Origin of the sequence: Streptomyces sp. DH-12 (assembly GCF_002899455.1) — a bacterium.
Classification (GTDB): Bacteria; Actinomycetota; Actinomycetes; order Streptomycetales; family Streptomycetaceae; genus Streptomyces.
The window spans coordinates 926,358-945,055 of the sequence record NZ_PPFB01000001.1 but is presented as its reverse complement, the minus strand read 5'-3'; the positions used below and the strand labels follow the sequence as shown (position 1 = coordinate 945,055).

The following is an 18,698-nucleotide window of genomic DNA, read 5'->3' as shown; positions in this document are numbered from 1 at the left end:
TCGGCACAGCACCCGCGGCACGGCTACGGGTGCTGTGCCCCCGCTCAGGAATCGTACGGATCAACAGGTAGGGCGTACTCGACCATGGTTGAATTCCAAGCTGACACGTCGGTATCGGCCGAGGCGATCGCCGTCGTCGGTATGTCCTGCCGACTGCCGCATGCGGAGAACCCCGCGCAACTGTGGCGGCTGCTGCGCGAGGGCCGCAGTGCGATCGGCGCGCCCCCGGCGGGGCGCCCCGGACTGCCCTCCCGGCCGGGGGGCTATCTGGAGGACGTCAGCGGCTTCGACGCGGGCTTCTTCGGCGTCAGCCCGCGTGAGGCGGCGTCGATGGACCCGCAGCAGCGGCTGATGCTGGAGCTGGCCTGGGAGGCGCTGGAGGACGCCAGGATCCTCCCGTCTGCTCTCGCCGACAGCCGGACCGGTGTCTTCGTTGGTGTCATCGCCGACGACTACGCCGCGCTCACGCGTCAGCACGGGGGCGACGGTGTCACCCGCCACACCCTGACCGGTCTCAACCGTGGTGTCATCGCCAACCGGATCTCCTACACCCTGGGTCTGCACGGACCGAGCGCGGCCGTGGACACCGGCCAGTCCTCCTCACTGGTCGCCGTGCACCTGGCAGCCGAGAGCCTGCGCCGCAGCGAGTCCACCATGGCCCTGGCCGGCGGGGTCAGCCTCAACCTGGTGCCGGACAGCACCACCAGCGCCGAGCGGCTCGGCGCCCTGTCACCGGACGGCCTCAGCTTCACGTTCGACGCGAGGGCGAACGGATACGTACGCGGTGAGGGCGGTGCGTTCGTCCTGCTCAAGCCACTGCACGCCGCCGTGGCGGACGGAGACCCGGTCTACTGCGTGCTGCGCGGCAGCGCGATGAACAACGACGGGACCACCGAGGGCCTCACCGTGCCCAGTTCGGCCGGCCAGCAGGAGGTCCTGCGGCAGGCGTACCGGCGTGCCGGCGTGGCCGCCGAGCAGGTCCAGTACGTCGAACTGCACGGCACGGGCACCAAAGTGGGCGACCCGATCGAGGCGTCGGCTCTGGGCGCGGTACTCGGTGACGGCCGCGCGGACGGAGCCGCACTGCGGGTCGGATCGGTGAAGACGAACGTCGGGCACCTGGAGGGTGCCGCCGGCATCGTCGGCCTGCTGAAGGCGGCGCTCTGCATCCGTCACCGCGAGCTCGTGCCGAGCCTCAACTTCGAGACCCCGAACCCCGACATCCCCTTCGACGCGTTGAAGCTGGTCGTGCAGCGCGGCGTCGAGGCATGGCCGCGGCCGGACGAACCGCTCTACGGAGGCGTCAGCTCGTTCGGCGTGGGGGGTACGAACTGCCACGTCGTGCTGTCGGACTGGCGCACCGGGCCTGCGGAGGGTCCGCCTGCCGCCGCGTCCGGCACGGGTGCGGTGCCGTGGGTGCTGTCGGGCAGGTCGGCCGAAGCCGTGGCCGGCCAGGCCGGGCGGCTCGTGTCGTACCTGGAGGAGCGGCCGGAGCTGGACGCCGCGGCGGTGGGCCGCTCGCTCGCGGCGTCGCGTGCCCGCTTCGATCACCGTGCGGTGGTCGTGGGGCAGACTCCCGACGAACTGCTGGCGGGTGTGCGGGCGTTGGCCGAGGGCCTGCCTGCGGCCGGTGTGGTGACGGGCCGTGCGGTGCCGGGAGGCCCCGGTAGGACGGTGTTCGTGTTTCCGGGTCAGGGGTCGCAGTGGCGGGGTATGGCGGTGGGGCTGGTGGAGGTGTCGCCGGTGTTCGCTGCTCGTCTGAGGGAGTGTGAGCGGGCGTTGGCGCCGTTCACGGAGTGGTCGTTGCTGGATGTGTTGCGGGGTGTGGAGGGTGCGCCTGGTTTCGATCGGGTGGATGTGGTGCAGCCGGCGTTGTGGGCGGTGATGGTGTCGTTGGCGGCGTTGTGGCGTTCGGTGGGTGTGGAGCCGGATGCGGTGGTGGGGCATTCGCAGGGTGAGATCGCGGCGGCTGTGGTGTCGGGGGCGTTGTCGCTGGAGGATGCGGCGAAGGTCGTGGCGTTGCGCAGTCGGGCGATCGTGAGGCTGGCGGGTACGGGTGGGATGGTCTCGGTGGCCTTGCCGGCGGGTGAGGTGGGTGAGCTCGTCGCGCGGTGGGACGGCGCGATCGACATCGCCGCGCACAACGGTCCCCGGAGCACGGTCGTCTCCGGCGACCCGGAGGCCCTGGCCGACCTCGTCGCGCGCGGTGAGGCCGAGGGGTACCGTGCCCGCACCATCAAGGTCGACTACGCCTCCCACTCCGCCCACGTCGACCTGCTGAGGGACGAGCTGCGGGAGCTGCTGGCCGATGTCACGCCGCGTGCGGGTGACATCCCCTTCTTCTCCACCGTCACCGGGCAGCCGCTGGACGGCACGGAGCTCGACGGCTCGTACTGGTTCAGCAACCTGCGCCGGACCGTCCGGCTGGAGGAAGCCACCCGCGCTCTGCTCGACGACGGGCATCACGTCTTCATCGAGGTCAGCGCCCACCCGGTGCTCACCTCGGCCCTCAGCGAAACGGCCGAGGAGGCCGGAGTCGGCGGCACCATCGTCGTCGGATCGCTGCGCCGCGACGACGGGGGGCAGGACCGTTTTCTGACCTCGGTCGCGGAGGCGCACGCCAACGGCGTGGAGGTGGACTGGGAGCGTCTGCTGCCGGGTCCGGGGCTGGTGGATCTACCCACGTACGCCTTCCAGCGTGAGCACTACTGGCTGGAGGGCCCGGCGGCCGGGCCGGCCCCGGTCCGGACCGCCGTGGCACGGCGGAGCGGCCGGAAGAGGTCCGCGCCGCGCGGCGACGCCCTGGAGCTGGTGCGTGCGCACGCGGCGGCGGTGCTCGGCCACGGCTCGGCGCGTGACGTCGACATCGACACGACCTTCAAGGACCTGGGCTTCGACTCCGTCTCGTCCGTCGAGCTCCGGAACGCGCTGAACAGGGCCACCGGGCTGTCGCTGCCCGCCGGCCTCCTCTTCGACCACCCGACTCCGGCCGTACTCGCCGCACACCTCGGCGCTCAGCTCCCGGACCTGGCCGAGGACCCGGACGAGGAGCTGTACGAGGACCTGTACGAAGGCCAGGACCAGGGCCTGGACGACGACGCCTACGCGGCCGTGGCGCTCGACGAGCCGATCGCGATCGTGGGCATGGCGTGCCGGCTGCCGGGCGGGGTCGCCTCCCCCGCGGACCTGTGGAACCTGGTCAGCGACGAGGCCGACGCGATCGGCGCATTCCCGGCCAACCGGGGCTGGGACCTCGACGCGCTTTTCACCGACGATCCGGACAGCCCCGGCACGACCTATGCCACCCAGGGCGGCTTCCTGCACGACGCGGACCGGTTCGACGCCGAGTTCTTCGGCATCAGCCCCCGGGAGGCGGCGGCGATGGAGCCCCAGCAGCGGCTGCTGCTGGAGACGGCCTGGGAGGCTCTGGAGCAGGCGGGCATCGACCCCGCCGCGCTGCGCGGCACCCGAACCGGTGTGTACGTGGGCGCCACGGCGCAGGAGTACGGGCCGAGGCTGCACGAGCCGTCCGGCGGACACGACGGCTACCTGCTGACGGGCAACACCGCCAGTGTGGCCTCGGGCCGGCTGGCCTACACCTTCGGTCTCGAAGGCCCGGCGGTGACGGTCGACACCGCCTGCTCGTCCTCACTCGTCGCACTCCATCTCGCCGCGCGGTCGCTGCGCCAGGGCGAGTCCTCCATGGCGCTCGCCGGCGGTGTGTCCGTCATGGCCACGCCCGGCATGTTCGTGGAGTTCTCCCGGCAGCGCGGGCTGTCGCCGGACGGGCGGTGCAAGGCGTTCTCGTCGTCGGCGGACGGTACAGGCTGGGCCGAGGGCGTGGGCCTGCTGGTGCTGGAGCGGTTGTCGGACGCGGAACGCAACGGGCACCGGGTGCTCGCGGTGATCCGTGGTTCCGCCGTGAACCAGGACGGGGCGAGCAACGGCCTGGCGGCCCCGAACGGGCCCGCGCAGGAGCGGGTCATCCGCGCCGCGCTGGCCGACGCCCGCCTGTCGGCGTCCGAGGTGGACGCGGTGGAGGCGCACGGCACGGGCACCAGGCTCGGCGACCCGATCGAGGCGCAGGCGCTCCTGGCCACCTACGGCCAGGACCGCGAGGAGCCGCTCCGCCTCGGCTCGCTGAAGTCGAACGTCGGTCACACGCAGGCCGCGGCGGGTGTCGCGGGCGTGATCAAGATGGTCATGGCCATGCGGCACGGGGTGCTCCCGGCGACGCTGCACGTGGACGAGGCGACCCCGCACGTCGACTGGTCGGCCGGCGCGGTGGAGCTGCTGACGCGGGCCGAGCAGTGGCCGGAGCGCGGTCGCCCGCGCCGGGCAGCCGTCTCGTCGTTCGGAATCAGCGGTACCAACGCACACCTCATCGTCGAGCAGGTGACGGAGACAGAAGCCCCGGTGGCGGAGCCGTCGGTGCCGGGACCGGTGCCGTGGGTGGTGTCGGGCAGGTCGCGGGCCGCTCTGTCGGAGCAGGCGCAGCGGCTGGTGTCGTTCCTGGAGGAACGGCCGGAGCTGGACGCCGCGGCCGTGGGCCGTGCGCTGGCCGTATCACGTGCCCGATTCGCCCACCGCGCGGTGGTCGTGGGGGAGACCCGCGAGGAACTCCTTGACGCCCTACGGACGTTGACTCCGGGTGAGGCCGCATCGGCGGGCCCGGTGGCGTTCCTGTTCTCGGGGCAGGGCAGTCAGCGGGTGGGCATGGGCCGCGAGCTGTACGCGGCGGAGCCGGTGTTCGCGGCTGCGTTCGACGAGGTCGCGGAGGCGTTGGACGTCCACCTGGACCGTTCGCTCGCCGAGGTGATCGAGGGCGAGCCGGAGCTGCTGCGGCGGACCCTCTACACCCAGCCGGCGTTGTTCGCGGTCGAGGTGGCCCTGTTCCGTCTGCTGACCCGTTACGGGGTGACTCCGGACTACCTGGTGGGTCATTCGGTGGGTGAGCTGGCGGCGGCCCATGTGGCGGATGTGCTGTCGCTCCAGGACGCCGCGCGTCTGGTGTGCGCGCGGGCGCGTCTGATGGAGGGTGTTGCCGAGGGCGGGGCGATGGCCGCCCTGAACGCGGGGGAGGCGCGCGTCGCCGGGTGGCTGGAGGGCCGCTCCGGGGTGGAGGTGGCCGGGGTCAACAGCCCTGCCGCCACCGTGATCTCGGGTGACGAGACGGCCGTGCTCGACGTCCTGGAGCTGGCGCGCGGGGAGGGCGTGCGGGCCACACGGCTGAAGGTGAGCCACGCCTTCCACTCCGCGCACCTGGACGGCATGCTGGCAGAGCTCACCGAGATCGCCCGGACCCTGACCCATTCGGCTCCCCGGATCCCGGTCGTCTCGAATGTCACCGGTGAGGTGGTCGAGGAGTTCACTCCCGAGTACTGGGCCGTGCAGGCCCGTTCGGCGGTCCGTTTCGCCGACGGCATCGCCACGCTGACCGGTCTCGGTGTGACGGCGTTCGTGGAGCTGGGCCCCGACGGGACACTCGCGGCTCTGACGGGCGAGTGCCTGGACGGCGCCGAGGGCGTCGTCACGGTTCCGGTGCTGCGCAAGGACCGTCCCGAGAAGCGTTCCCTGCTCGCCGCCCTGGGCGCTGTGCACGCACACGGCGCGGGTGTGGACTGGGAGCGGTTCCTGCCGGGCTCCCGTGTGGTGGAGCTGCCGACGTATGCCTTCCAGCGCGAACGCTTCTGGCTGGACGCGCCGCGCTCCGGTGACGCGGCGGGTCTGGGTCTGACGGCTGTGGATCACCCGCTGCTGGCTGCGGTGATCACGGAGCCGGACGGTGACGCGGTCCAGTTCTCGGCTTCGGTCTCGTCGTCCTCGCACCCGTGGCTGGTCGATCACGCGATCGGTGGGACGGTCCTGGTACCGGGGACGGTTTTCCTGGAGCTCGCGGGCGCTGCGGCCGAACAGCTGGGATACGCCGGCGTCGAGGAGCTCACCCTCCAGGCCCCCCTGGCTCTCCCGGGGACGACGGGCGCTCAGCTGCGGCTGGCCGTCGACCGGGCCGACGTGCGCGGCGACCGCCGGTTCACCGTGTACGCACGGACCGGCGAGGAACAATGGACCGCCCACGCGACCGGCCTGCTCACCTCCGCCGTCCCCTCGCCGGGTGTCTCCCTGGAGACATGGCCCCCGGCAGGCGCCACGCCCGTCCCGCTGGACGGCGTCTACGACCGCCTCGGCGACCTGGGCTACGGCTACGGGCCGGCCTTCCAGGGGCTGCGGGCCGCCTGGCGCGCCGGTGACGACCTGTTCGCCGAGGCCGTCCTGCCCGAGCAGCTCCACCCGGGAGCCGCGCGCTTCGGGGTGCACCCCGCCCTGCTCGACGCGGTCCTGCACCCGCTCGTGCTGGAGGCCGCGGCCTCGGCGCAGGACGACACCACGATCCGACTGCCGTTCTCGTTCGCGGGCTTCGCGCCGCATGCGGTCGGCGCCACGGTGGTGCGCGTCCACTGGACCCGGACCGGCCAGGACACGGCCCGTCTCGCTCTCGCCGACGGCGCCGGCGCTCCGGTGGCGACCATCGAGTCGGTCACCCTGCGGCCGGTCGCCCGCGACCGGATCGCCGTCGCCGGCCCGGCCGTGGAGTCCCTGTACCGGGTGGCCTGGGAGCCCGTCCCGGCGGCCGAGCCGGTCGCCGGCCGGCGGTGGGTCCGGCTGGGCGAGGCGCCCTACGCCGACCTCGCCGCCCTCGGCGCCGCGCTCGACGCCGGATCCGATGTGCCGGAATTCGTGGTGATCGGCGAGCGGGAACTCGTCGACGAAGGCATCGGTGACGTACTCGACCGGACCCACTCCACCGCCTCGCGTGGGCTGGAGACGGTACAGGAGTGGCTGGCTGCCCCGCGGTTCGCGGACAGCCGCCTCGTCCTCGTCGTCCCGGACGGCGCACTGCACACGGCCCCGCTCGTGGGCCTGATCCGTACCGCGCAGACCGAGCAGCCCGGCCGGCTGGTCCTCGCCCACGTCGACGAGGGCGGGGCGGAGCTGCTGCCCACCGTGCTGGCGTCGGGTGAGCCCGAGGTGGCGGTGCGGGGCGGCGCGCTGTTCGTGCCGCGCCTGACGCGTGCCGAGGGTGTCGCGGCGGGCGTGGCGGAGAATCTGGACCCGGAGGGCACGGTCCTGGTGACCGGTGCCCTGGGCACGCTGGGCCGGCTGGTGACGCGCCGCCTGGTGACGCATCACGGTGCCCGGCACCTGCTGCTGGTGTCGCGTCGCGGGGGTGGGACGCCGGGGGCCGCCGAGTTCGTGGCAGAGCTGGCGGAGGCGGGCGCGCGGGCGCGCGTGGCGGCCTGTGACGTGTCGGACCTCGGCGCGCTGGCCGGTCTGCTGGACGAGGTCGCGGCCGAGCGTCCGCTGACCGCCGTGGTGCACACGGCGGGTGTCCTGGACGACACGACGGTCGCCTCGCTGTCGGCCGGTCAGCTGGAGCGCGTGATGCGTCCGAAGGTGGACGCGGCCTGGAACCTCCACCGCCTCACCGAGTCCCACGGCCTCGCCTCGTTCGTGATGTTCTCGTCCATCGCGGGTCTCATGGGTAACGCCGGCCAGGCCAACTACGCCGCCGCGAACACCTTCCTCGACGCCCTCGCGCAGCACCGCCGCGCCCGGAACCTGCCCGCCACCTCCCTCGCGTGGAGCCTGTGGGACAGCGCCGACGGCATGGCCGCGACCCTCACCGACGCCGATGTCGCGCGGTGGAAGCGGAGCGGGATCGTCCCGCTGACCCCGGAACTGGGCCTCGACCTCTTCGACGCGGCGCTCGCCTCGGCGGAGCCGCTGCTGGTCCCCGCCGAACTCGACCTGCGCGCCCTGCGGACCCGTGCCGCTGAGAACACGCTTCCCGAGCTGTTCACCGGCCTGGTCCGCGTCCGCCGTCGGCAGGCGGCCACCGCCGGCGCCGGCTCGTCGTGGGCCGGGCGGCTGAACGCGCTGGGCGCGGAGGAGCGGGCCCAGGCCGTGCTCCGGACCGTACGGGAGACCGTGGGGCTGGTCCTCGGGCACGGGGCCGGCGCCGGCATCGACCCGGTCAAGGCGTTCATGGACATCGGCTTCGACTCCCTCATGGGTGTCGAACTGCGCAACCGGCTCAGCGCGGTGACCGGGCTGCGCCTGCCCACCACCCTCGTGTTCGACCACCCGTCGCCCCGGGCGGTGGCGGACTTCCTGCTGGACCGGCTCGACGCGACCGGGACGGCCGTCGTCCCGTCGGTGGCCGCCCACGCCCAGGGAACGGACGAGCCGATCGCCGTGGTCGGTATGGGATGCCGCTATCCGGGCGGGGTCTCCTCGCCGGAGGACCTGTGGCGGCTCGTCGCGGAGGGCCGGGACGCGATCGACGAGTTCCCGGCCGACCGAGGATGGGACGTGGAGAGCCTCTACGACCCGGACCCCGACAAGACCGGCACGTCGTACACCCGTAAGGGCGGATTCCTCTACGGGTCCGCCGACTTCGACGCCGAGTTCTTCGGCCTGAGCCCGCGTGAGGCGATCGCGACCGACCCGCAGCAGCGGGTGCTGCTGGAGGTCGCCTGGGAGGCGCTGGAGCGTGCGGGAGTCGACCCCGCCTCGCTGCGCGGCTCCTCGACCGGTGTCTACGCGGGTGTGATGTACAACGACTACGGGTCGCGGCTGGGACATGCGCCGGAGGGCTTCGAGGGGCATCTGCTGACGGGCACGATCTCCAGTGTCCTGTCGGGCCGGGTGGCCTACACGTTCGGTCTGGAAGGACCGGCGGTGACGCTGGACACGGCGTGTTCGTCCTCCCTGGTGGCGGTGCACCTGGCCACTCAGGCGCTGCGCCAGGGCGAGTGCTCGATGGCACTCGCCGGCGGGGTCACCGTGATGTCCACGCCGACGACCTTCGTCGAGTTTTCGCGTCAGCGCGGTCTGTCGCCGGACGGGACCTGCAAGTCGTTCGCGGCGTCGGCGGACGGTACGGGCTGGGGCGAGGGCGCGGGCATGCTGGTGTTGGAGCGGCTGTCGGACGCCCAGCGGCTCGGGCACACCGTGCTGGGGGTGATCCGGGGTTCCGCGGTCAACCAGGACGGTGCGAGCAACGGCCTCACCGCCCCCAACGGGCCCTCACAGGAACGCGTCATCCGCCAGGCCCTCGCCAACGCCCGTCTCGCCCCGCACGAGGTGGACGCGGTCGAGGCGCACGGCACCGGCACCCGGCTCGGTGACCCGATCGAGGCCAACGCGCTGCTCGCCACCTACGGCCAGGAACGCGAGGAGCCCCTGCGGCTGGGTTCGGTCAAGTCGAACATCGGTCACACGCAGGCCGCCGCGGGTGTCGCGGGCATCATCAAGATGCTGATGGCGATGCGCCACGGGGAGCTCGCGCCGACGCTGCACGTGGACGAGCCCACACCCCACGTCGATTGGTCGGCGGGTGCGGTGGAGCTGGTCACCGAGCGCAGGCCGTGGCCGGAGGTGGCGCGTCCGCGCCGCGCGGCCGTGTCCTCGTTCGGTATCAGCGGTACGAACGCCCATGTGGTCCTGGAGCAGGGCCCCGAGCCTGCCGCGACCGGCGAACCGGTGGTGGCGGGGCTTCCGCTGGTGGTCTCGGCGAAGAGCGAGGCGGCCCTGGCGGCGCGCGCCGGCCAGGTGCGCGAGCTGCTGGCCCCGGAGACCGTCGACCCGGCACGGGTGGCCTCGGCTCTCGCCACCCGCGCCCCGCACCTCCCCTTCCGGGCGGCGGTCTCCGGCGCCGGCCGCGACGAACTGCTCGCCGGTCTCGACGCGCTGGCCTCGGGCGGGCCCGCGCCGAACCTGGTGCGGGGCACCGTCACCAGTCCGGGCACGACGGTGTTCGTGTTTCCGGGTCAGGGGTCGCAGTGGCGGGGTATGGCGGTGGGGCTGGTGGAGGTGTCGCCGGTGTTCGCTGCTCGTCTAGGGGAGTGTGAGCGGGCGTTGGCGCCGTTCACGGAGTGGTCGTTGCTGGATGTGTTGCGGGGTGTGGAGGGTGCGCCTGGTTTCGATCGGGTGGATGTGGTGCAGCCGGCGTTGTGGGCGGTGATGGTGTCGTTGGCGGCGTTGTGGCGTTCGGTGGGTGTGGAGCCGGATGCGGTGGTGGGGCATTCGCAGGGTGAGATCGCGGCGGCTGTGGTGTCGGGGGCGTTGTCGCTGGAGGATGCGGCGAAGGTCGTGGCGTTGCGCAGTCGGGCGATCGTGAGGCTGGCGGGTACGGGTGGGATGGTCTCGGTGGCCTTGCCGGCGGGTGAGGTGGGTGAGCTCGTCGCGCGGTGGGACGGCGCGATCGACATCGCCGCGCACAACGGTCCGCGTTCCGTGGTGGTCGCCGGAGAGGTGACCGCCCTGGAGGAGCTGGTCGCCCACTGCAAGGCCAACGGTCTGCGCGCCAAGCGCATCCCGGTCGACTACGCCTCCCACTCCGCGCACGTGGACAGCGTGCGGGACGAGCTGCTCGACGCCCTGTCCTCGCTCACCCCGCGCGCCGTCGATGTGCCCTTCCTCTCCACCGTCACCGGGCAGCCGCTGGACGGCACGGAGCTCGACGGCTCGTACTGGTTCAGCAACCTGCGCCGGACCGTCCGGCTGGAGGAGGCCACCCGGACCCTGCTCGCACAGGGCCACCGCGTGTTCATCGAGGCCAGCGCCCACCCGGTGCTGACCGTCGCGCTTCAGGAGACGATCGACGACACACCGTACGACAGTGCCGTCACCGTGCCGTCGCTCCACCGTGACGAGGGCGGAATCGACGACTTCCTCGCCTCCGCCGCGCAGGCCCACGTCTCGGGCGCCCCGCTCGACTGGACCGCGGTGGTCGGCGGGCCCGGCGCGGTCGTCGACCTGCCGACCTACCCCTTCCAGCGCCGGCGCCACTGGCTGGAGGGCCCGGCGTCGGCCGGGGACGCGGGCGGGCTCGGCATGGCCGCCGAGCGGCACCCGCTCATCGGCGCCGCGCTCTGGACGGCCGACCAGGACAAGCTGGTCCTCAGCGGCAGGATCTCCCTGACCACGCAGCCCTGGCTCGCGGACCACGCCGTGGCCGGCACCGTGCTGCTCCCCGGTACCGCCTTCGTGGACCTCGCCATCCGGGCGGGTGACCACACCGGCCTCGACGAGCTCGACGAGCTGACCCTCCAGGCCCCCCTGGTGCTGGCCGGCCGTGGCGGAGTCCAGCTCCAGGTCGTGGTCGACGCCCCGGACGAGGAGGGCCGGCGCGCGCTGTCCGTGCACTCCCGCCCGGAACCCGAGCCCGACGCCGCCGCCGTCCACCCGTGGACCCTGCACGCCACCGGCGTACTGGGCCACGCGAAGGAAGGTCCGGCCGTACAGGCCGGCACCCCGTGGCCCCCGGCCGGCGCCGAACCGGTCGACCTGACGGCGGCCTACGACACGCTCGCCGAGCGGGGCTTCCAGTACGGGCCCGCCTTCCAGGGCCTGCGGGCGCTGTGGCGCGCCGACCGGGAGATGTTCGCCGAGGTCGCGCTCCCGGAGGGCGTCGCCCCGGGCGAGTTCGGGATCCACCCGGCCCTCCTCGACGCCGCCCTGCACCCGCTGGCGCTCGCGGAGGACAGCCGCCTGGCGCTGCCGTTCGCCTGGACCGGCGTCCGGCTGTACGCGGTGGACGCCGGCGTGGTGCGCGTACGGATCACCCCGGAGGGCTCGGGCGCCGCCCTCTCCCTCGCCGACGCGAGCGGTGCGCCGATCGCGTCGGTGAGGACGCTCGGCCTGCGGGCCGTGGACCCCGCGCGGATCGCCGGCTCGGGCGCGCCCCGCCGGCCGCTGCTCCAGGTGGAGTGGACGACCGCCCCGGAGGCCGCCCCGGCCACCGGGTGGGCCGTCGTCGGCGCCTCCGGTCCCGGTCTGCCGGCCCCTCTGGGCAGTTACCCGGACCTCGCCGGCACGGTCGGTGCCCCGCCGCTCGTGGTGGTCCCGTTCCCCGGTGAGGACGGCCCCGGCGCCGTGGCCCACCGGGCTCTGCGGCTGGCCCAGGAGTGGCTCGCCGAGGAGCGGTTCGCCGACTCGCGCCTGGTCTTCGTGACCCGCGACGCGACCACCGCTCGCACGGAGGCCGGACTCGGCTCCGCTCCCGTCTGGGGGCTGGTGCGGACCGCCATGGCCGAGCACCCCGGCCGGTTCGGGCTGCTGGACCTGACGGACTGGGACGTCTCCGAGGCCGAGCTCGGCCGCGCGCTGGCCGTACCGGACGCGCAGGTGAGCCTGCGCGACGGGGCGCTGCTCGTACCCCGGCTGGTCACCTCGCCCACGGCTGGCGACGACACCGTGCCCGCCCTGGATCCCGCGGGCACCGTGCTCGTCACGGGCGCCACCGGCACCCTGGGCCGGCTGTTCGCCCGCCACCTCGTCACCGCCCACGGCGCACGGCACCTGCTGCTGGTGAGCCGCCGTGGCCGGGACGCGGCGGGCATGCCGGAGCTGGAGGCCGAACTCGCCGCCCACGGAGCCGCCGTGTCCGTGGTCGCCTGCGACACTGCCGACCGCACGGCGGTCGCCGCGCTGCTGGACGCGATCCCCTCGGAGCACCCGCTCACCGCCGTCCTGCACACCGCCGGTGTCCTCGACGACGGCACGCTGCACGCCCTCACCGCCCGGCAGCTCGACGACGTACTGCGCCCTAAGGTCGACGCCGCCCGGCACCTGCACGAGCTGACGGCCGACCTGGACCTGGACGCGTTCGTCCTGTTTTCCTCGCTCGCCGGTACGGTCGGCACGGCGGGGCAGGCCAACTACGCCGCGGCCAACACCTATCTGGACGCCCTCGCACACCACCGCCAGGCCCTCGGCCTGCCCGGTACGTCGCTGGCCTGGGGTCTGTGGGCCGAGGGCAGCGGGATGACCGGTCACCTGACCGACGCCGACCTCGCCCGCATGGCCCGGGGCGGCATCGCCCCCCTCGGCAGCGAACAGGGGCTTGCGCTGTTCGACGCGGCCCTCGCGACCCGCCGCCCGATGCTCGTCCCGGCGCTGCTCGACTACACCGGACTGCGGGCCCGGAGCGAGGACGGCACCCTGCCCGCGCTCTTCCACGGCCTGGTGCGCCCGGCGCGGCGCACCGCCGCCGGCGAGCGGGCGGGCGGGAACTCCCTCCGGGAACGCCTGGCGCCCCTGGCCCCCCAGGACCAGGAGCGCGCGCTGCTGGAGCTGGTCCGCGGCGTGGTGGCCTCCGTGCTGGGGCACACCGACGCCGGCCAGGTCGCGCCCGACCGGGCCTTCAACGAGCTGGGCTTCGACTCGCTCAAGGCGGTGGAACTGCGCAACCGGCTGAACGCGGCCACAGGTCTGAAGCTGCCCGCGACGCTGGTGTTCGACCACCCGAGTACAGTCGAACTGGCCGGTTTCCTGCGGACCGAGCTGCTCGGCCGGGACGCCGCACCGGCCGAGGCCGAACCGGCCGTCGGCGCCTCCGACGAGCCGATCGCGATCGTCGCGATGGCCTGCCGCTATCCGGGCCAGGTCAGCTCACCGGAGGAGCTGTGGGCGCTGCTGTCCGACGAGCGGGACGCCATCGGCCCGTTCCCGGACGACCGTGGCTGGGACCTGGACGGCCTGTACGACGCGGACCCCGACCACATGGGCACCTCGTACACCCGGCACGGCGGATTCCTCTACGACGCCCCGCAGTTCGACCCCGAGCTCTTCGGGGTGAGCGCCCGTGAGGCCACCGCCATCGATCCGCAGCAGCGCCTGCTGCTGGAGATCTGCTGGGAGGCATTCGAACGCGCGGGCATCGACCCGGCCTCACTCAAGGGCAGCCGGACCGGGGTGTTCGCCGGTGTCATGGCCAACGACTACGCGGCACGCCTGAAGGACGCCCCCGAGGCCCTGGAGGGCTATCTGTCGGTCGGCAGCACGGTCAGTGTCGCCTCCGGCCGCGTCGCCTACACCTTCGGCCTCCAGGGACCGGCGATCACCGTCGACACCGCCTGCTCCTCCTCCCTCGTCTCCCTCCACCTCGCCGCGCAGGCGCTGCGGAACGGCGAGTGCGGGCTGGCCCTGGCCGGCGGGGTGACCGTCCTCGCCGCGCCCACTCTGTTCGTGGAGTTCAGCAGGCAGCGCGGCCTGGCACCGGACGGCCGGTGCAAGTCCTTCTCCGCCCAGGCGGACGGGGCGGCCTGGGCCGAAGGCGCCGGAATCCTCCTGCTGGAACGGCTCTCCGACGCCCGGCGCAACGGCCGCCGGGTCCTCGGCGTGATCCGGGGAACCGCCGTCAACCAGGACGGTGCGAGCAACGGCCTCACCGCCCCCAACGGCTCCTCGCAGGAGCGGGTGATCCGCCAGGCCCTGACCAACGCGGGCCTGACCGCCGCGGACGTCGACGCACTGGAGGCCCACGGCACCGGTACCACGCTGGGCGACCCGATCGAGGCCCGCGCCGTACTCGCCACGTACGGGCAGGAGCGTACGGCACCCCTCCTGATGGGCTCCCTGAAATCCAACATCGGACACTCCCAGGCCGCCGCCGGCGTGGCCGGGGTCATCAAGATGGTCATGGCGATGGAGCACGGGGTGCTCCCCAGAAGCCTCCACATCGACGAGCCCAGCCCGCACGTGGACTGGTCCGCCGGGGCGGTCGAACTGCTCACCGAGGCGGTGCCGTGGCCCGAGTCCGACCGGTCGCGCCGGGCAGGCGTGTCCTCCTTCGGCATCAGCGGTACCAACGCCCACGTCATCGTGGAGGAGCCGCCGGCCGAGGGGGTAGCCCCGCCCGCCGCGCCGATGCCGGTCGTGCCCCTGCTGCTGTCCGCGCATAACGACGCGGCTCTGCTCGCGCAGGCGGACCGGGTGGGTGCTGCCCTCGCCGGCGCCGCGCGTGGAGACCTGGCGCCGGCGGGCCGGACCCTGGCCTTCGGACGGGCCGGACTGCCGCACCGCGCCGTCGTGGTGGCCTCCACCGTCACCGAAGCGGTCGACGGCTGCGCGGCACCGGCCGTGCGGGGTACCCCCGTGGACGGCCGTACGGCCTTCCTCTTCACCGGCCAGGGCAGCCAGCGAATCGGCATGGGACGGGAGCTGTACACCGCCTACCCCGCCTACGCCGCAGCGCTGGACGCCGTGTGCGAGGAGCTCGACCCGTGGCTGGAGAAGCCGCTGCTCGACGTCCTCTTCGGCACGGACCCGGCGCCGCTGGACCGGACCGGCTTCACGCAGGCTGCCCTCTTCGCCACCGAGGTCGCGCTCTTCCGGCTTCTCGAAGGCTGGGGCGTGCGACCGGACTTCGTCGCCGGGCACTCCGTCGGTGAGCTGGCCGCCGCGCACGTCGCCGGCGTCCTCTCCCTGGCGGACGCGGCGCAGCTCGTCGCGGCCCGCGGCCGGCTGATGCAGGCGCTGCCCGGCGGCGGCGCAATGCTCGCCGTGGAGGCCGAGGAGCGGGAGGTGCTGCCGCTGCTCGCCGGGCGGGAGGACCTGCTGGACATCGCCGCCGTCAACGGCCCCACCTCCGTGGTGCTCTCGGGCGACGAGGAGGCCGTGGAGGCCGTCGGGGCCGAACTCTCCGCTCTGGGACGCAGGACCAAGCGGCTCCGCGTCAGCCACGCCTTCCACTCGCCGCACATGGACGCGATGCTGGACGAATTCCAGACGGTCGCGAAGGGGCTCACCTTCGCCGCGCCCGCTATCCCGGTCGTCTCCACCCTGACGGGGCAGCTCGCCGGCGCCGAGGAGCTGACCACGTACGAGTACTGGGTCCGGCACGCCCGCCGCCCCGTGCGCTTCCTGGACGCGGCCCGCGCCCTGGAGGCCGAAGGCGTACGGACCTTCCTGGAGCTCGGCCCGGACGGTGTGCTCAGCGCCATGGGGCAAGACTTCCTCGACGCGGGATCGCTCCTGGTCCCGGTGATGCGCGGCGGGCGCCCCGAGCCGCACACAGCCGTCACCGCCCTGGCCCACGCACACGTGCGGGGGGTGCCGGTGGACTGGCGCGCCCTGTTCGACGAGGACACGGGACCGGCAGCGGAGCTGCCGACCTATCCCTTCCAGCGCCGGCGCTACTGGCTCATGGAAGGGCCCGGCGGCGACGTCACCTCGGCCGGGCTGGACGCCGCACGGCACCCGCTGCTCGGGGCCGCGGTCCCGCTCGCCGACTCCGACGGTGTCCTGTTCACCGGCCGGATATCGGCCCGCAGCCACCCCTGGTTCGCCGACCACGCCGTCGCCGGCACCCTGCTGGTCCCCGGCACGGCCCTGGTCGAGCTCGCGCTCCACGCGGGCGCCGCACTCGGCTGCGAGCGGCTGGAGGAACTCGCCCTCCAGGCGCCCCTGGTCCTCCCCGACGAGGGCGCGCTCCAGCTCCAGATCACCGTCGGCGGCCCTGACGGAGACGGCCGCAGGCCCGTCGCCGTCCACTCGCGCGGGGACCAGGAAGGAGACGCCTGGGACCGGCACGCCACCGGAACCGTGGTGGCCGCCGTCCCCGGCACCCCCGGCCCCGACCTCGTCCCGTGGCCCCCGGTCGGCGCCGAACTACAGCCGGTCGAGAACCTGTACGACCGCCTCGCCGACCGGGGCTACGGCTACGGACCCGCCTTCCAGGGCCTCCGGGCGGCATGGCGCTCGGGCGAAGACCTCTACGCCGAGGTACAGCTGCCCGTCGACCTCGATGAGGGATTCGCCCTGCACCCGGCCCTGTTCGACGCCGCGCTGCACGCACTGCTCCTGGAGGAGCCTGCCGCACTACGGCTGCCCTTCTCCTTCGGCGGCGTCCAGCTGACCGGGACCGCGACCGGAACCCTGCGGGTCAAGCTGTCACCCCGCCCGGACGGAACGGTCACGGTCGCCGTCGCCGACGGGACGGGCGCGCCGGTCGCCACCGTCGCCTCGCTCGCCGTGCGGGCCCTGCCGGCGGGGACCTCGCTGACCCGCCCCTCGGAGCCGCTCGTGTACGCGGTGGAGCGGGCCGCTGTGGAACTTGCCACCGGTGGTGACATGAGTCTCGCGGTCCTCGGCGGGACCACCCTCGGACTCGCCGCCCGGCACCACGCCGACCTCGCCGGCCTGGCGGCCTCGACGGCGGACGGCGCGCCCGTACCCGACGTGGTCGTCCTTCCGGTACGCCCGGCCACCCCGCAGGAGACCGGCCGGGTCACGGAGGAGACGCTGACGGTCCTGCGGCAGTGGCTCGCCACCGACCCGGCGGCCGGAGCTCGGCTCGCCGTGGTCAGCACCGGGGAACTGGCGCACAGCGCGCTCTCCGGGCTGATGCGGACCGCGGAGTCGGAACATCCGGGACGTTTCCAGCACGTGATCACGGACGGCCGCCCGGTCGGCGGCGACCTGCTCGCGGCGGCCCTGGCCGACCCTCGGCCGCAGATCGAACTGCGCGGAGGGCTGGCCTACGTGACCCGGCTCGCCAAGGTCCCGAACCCGGCCCCGGACACCGGTGGCGCGTTCGACCCGGAGCACACGGTGCTGGTCACCGGGGGCACCGGCGCCCTCGGGGCCCAGGTCGCCCGGCACCTGGTGACCGCCCACGGCGCCCGTCGCCTGCTGCTCACCAGCCGGCGAGGCGGGGCGCGGAATTTGATCGCCGAACTGGCGGCGCTCGGCGCGGACGTACGCGTCGCGGCATGCGACGCGGCCGACCGCGACGCGCTGGCCGCGCTGCTCGCTTCGGTTCCGGACGAGCACCCGCTCACCGCGGTCGTGCACGCGGCCGGAGTCGTCGAGGACGCCATGCTGGAGGCCACGACCCGGGAGCGCCTCTCCCGGGTCCTACGGCCGAAGGTGGCAGCCGCCTGGAACCTGCACGAGCTGACCGCCGGGCTGGAGCTGACGCACTTCGTCCTCTTCTCGTCCGTCGCCGGTCTGGTGGGCAACGCCGGACAGGCCGGCTACGCCGCCGGCAACACCTTCCTGGACGCGCTCGCCGGACACCGGCGCGCCGAGGGCCTGCCCGCCGTGTCCCTCGCCTGGGGAATGTGGCAGGACGGCATGGCGAACGACCTCGACCGTGCCGACCGGGCCAGGCTCGCACGCAACGGGATCTTGCCGATGTCGGCCGGCCGGGCGCTCACCGCCCTCGACACGGCCCTGGCCGGAGCCGAGGCGCCACCGGCGGCCGGCGCGGCGGCGACGCCACCGGTGCTCGCACCGGTGGCCCTCGACCTCGCGGCCCTGCGGAGCCTCGGGGACGCCCTGCCCGAGCTGTACCGGGGCCTGGTGCGCACCGGGCCCCACACCGGCCGGCGAGCCTCCGCCCCGGCGGAGATCCCCCTCGCGCAACGGCTCTCGGGCCTGGGCTCGGAGGAGCAGCGGCAGCGGCTGCTCGACCTCGTCAGGGAGCAGGTCGGTATCGTGCTGGCCCACCCGGCCCCGCGGACGATCGACGTCCAGCGCGGACTGCTGGACCTGGGCTTCGACTCCCTGACCGTGGTCGAACTGCGCAACCGGCTGAACACCGTCACCGGAATGCAGTTGCCCAGCACGCTCGTCTTCGACCACCCGACCGTTCAGGCTCTCGCCGAACACCTGCGGGGCGAGCTGGCCGGCGAAGCGGCGGACCCGGTCCAGGCGGCTCTGGACGCCCTCGAGGCCGCACTCTCGGCCGCCGGACCTTCGGACGGCGACGGCCCGGCGGGAACGTACGCCACGCGACTGCGCGGTCTGCTCCGGACGGTGGACGGCGGCCCCGACGGCGCCGACATCGACCTGGCGACCGACGACGAACTCTTCGCAGCACTTGACAACGAACTCGGCAGGTAGAC

Annotated in this window: 1 protein-coding gene; it reads left to right on the top strand. The window is 73.8% G+C overall.

Going from position 1 to position 18,698, the window contains the following annotated elements:
* Positions 1-84: 84 nt before the first annotated feature.
* A complete protein-coding gene (locus tag C1708_RS03210; protein ID WP_106411199.1) occupies positions 85-18,696 on the top strand; it encodes a type I polyketide synthase in 18,612 nt (6,203 codons plus the stop codon).
* Positions 18,697-18,698: the final 2 nt, after the last annotated feature.

Coding starts and splice junctions, on each gene's coding strand:
- C1708_RS03210 (WP_106411199.1), top strand. CDS start 85: ATGGTTGAATTCCAAGCTGACACGTCGGTATCGGCCGAGGCGATCGCC.